This window comes from Mesobacillus foraminis (genome assembly GCF_004340465.1).
Classification (GTDB): domain Bacteria; phylum Bacillota; class Bacilli; order Bacillales; family Cytobacillaceae; genus Mesobacillus_B; species Mesobacillus_B foraminis.
In genome coordinates, this window is sequence record NZ_SLVV01000033.1 from 1 (window position 1) to 1,745 (window position 1,745).

The following is a 1,745-nucleotide window of genomic DNA, read 5'->3' on the forward strand; positions in this document are numbered from 1 at the left end:
AGAGGCTGGGACAAAACCCTGCTCTGATAATGAAAAAGCCGGTGAAATTTACGACGAGTAAATTTCACCGGCTTTGATTATTTTTACAATAAAATAAGGACAACTTCTGATAAAATTAAGTTACCACACAAAATCTAATCAGAAAGAAGTGTCCTTATGTTTAAAGATTATAACATGAATCAATTAGTTTTGCCCCTAGATTTAGAAGTAAAATTACAAAATAATGATATTGCCTTTCATATCCACCATTTAGTCCAAAGCATTCCACATGAAGCGCTTGAACCATTTCTGCGTCATGAGGGCTGTCCTGCCTATCATCCTCGCATGATGCTTAAAATCATCCTATGTGCCTACACCCAATCTGTTTTTTCTGGTCGGAAAATTGAAGCACTTCTAAAAGATAGTATCCGCATGATGTGGCTGGCACAGGGGTATGAACCGAGCTATCGGACGATTAATCGATTCCGTGTACAACCCGAAGTGAAAGATTTAATCCGTCAATGTTTCGTTCAATTCCGTTGCCAATTAGTCGAAGAAAAGCTTATCGACCAAGAAGCGATTTTTATTGATGGCACAAAGATTGAAGCCAATGCGAATAAATTTACATTTGTCTGGAAGAAGTCGATCGGGAAGTATCACCAGGGAGTCATCGAAAAGTCTAATAAACTCTACGACGAGCTGCTTGAAAAAGAAATCATACCTGAAATGGAAAGAGAAAGTGAAGAACAGTTATCACTTGGAGAGCTCGCTCAAATGGTCCAAAGAGTAGACGATGTCGTTACCGAGTACGACAAAAAAATTGCAAGCTCATCAGACGGAGAGGAAAGGAAAGCGCTTAGGCGTGAGCGGAAATATCCGAAGCAGGTGCGCAAAAAGCTGCATGATTATATCTTACGAACACAGAAATACCAACGGGATTTCGAAATCTTCGGCACACGTAATAGTTATTCGAAAACAGATCACGATGCGACGTTCATGCGGATGAAAGATGACTATATGAAAAATGGTCAATTGAAAGCTGGTTATAATGTACAAATCGCAACAGAAGGCCAATACGCACTTGCCTTCAGTTTATTTCCAAATCCGACAGATACCCGTACGTTAATTCCGTTCCTGGATGAGATTGAAGAATCTTATTTTGAGTTACCGAAACACATTGTCGCAGATGCAGGTTATGGCAGTGAACAAAATTATGATGATATCCTTTCAGTACGTAAACGGGAAGCACTTATTACGTATAACATGTACTTGAAAGAACAAAAGAAAAAATATAAAAAAAATGAATTCAATCCAGACAACTGGCAGTATGATGAAGTGGCTGATGCGTACACTTGCCCGAATCAACAACGCCTTGTATTTAAACATCCTTCTGTCCGAACGGATAAAACAGGCTTCAAACGAGAGTTTAAAATCTATGAATGCGAAGACTGTTCGGGCTGCCCATTCCGTTTATCATGTACGAAAACAAAAGAAGGCAATAATCGGAAATTAATGGTGAATGAGAAATGGGAACAACAAAAAGAATATGTGAGAGCGAAGCTTTCAGAAGAAAAAACGAGTGCCATCTATCGAAAACGCAAAATCGATGTGGAACCAGTTTTTGGATTCTTGAAAGCTAATTTGCGTTTCACTCGATTTTCTGTCCGTGGAAAATCGAAGGTTGAAAACGAAATGGGTCTAGCATTAATGGCCGTGAATTTACGAAAATTCACGGCCAACAGCTAAGAATATAGTAGAAAGACAAG

At 39.1% G+C, this 1,745-nt stretch carries 1 protein-coding gene; it reads left to right on the forward strand.

Features of this window, described 5'->3' with window-relative positions:
* Window positions 1-156: 156 nt before the first annotated feature.
* On the forward strand, window positions 157-1,725 hold the full coding sequence (locus tag EV146_RS26685; protein ID WP_132011607.1) for an IS1182 family transposase: 1,569 nt from the start codon (window positions 157-159) through the stop codon (window positions 1,723-1,725).
* Window positions 1,726-1,745: the final 20 nt, after the last annotated feature.

What these genes read in the sequence shown, in the direction of transcription:
- EV146_RS26685 (WP_132011607.1), top strand. Translation starts at nt 157, where the DNA reads ATGTTTAAAGATTATAACATGAATCAATTAGTTTTGCCCCTAGATTTA.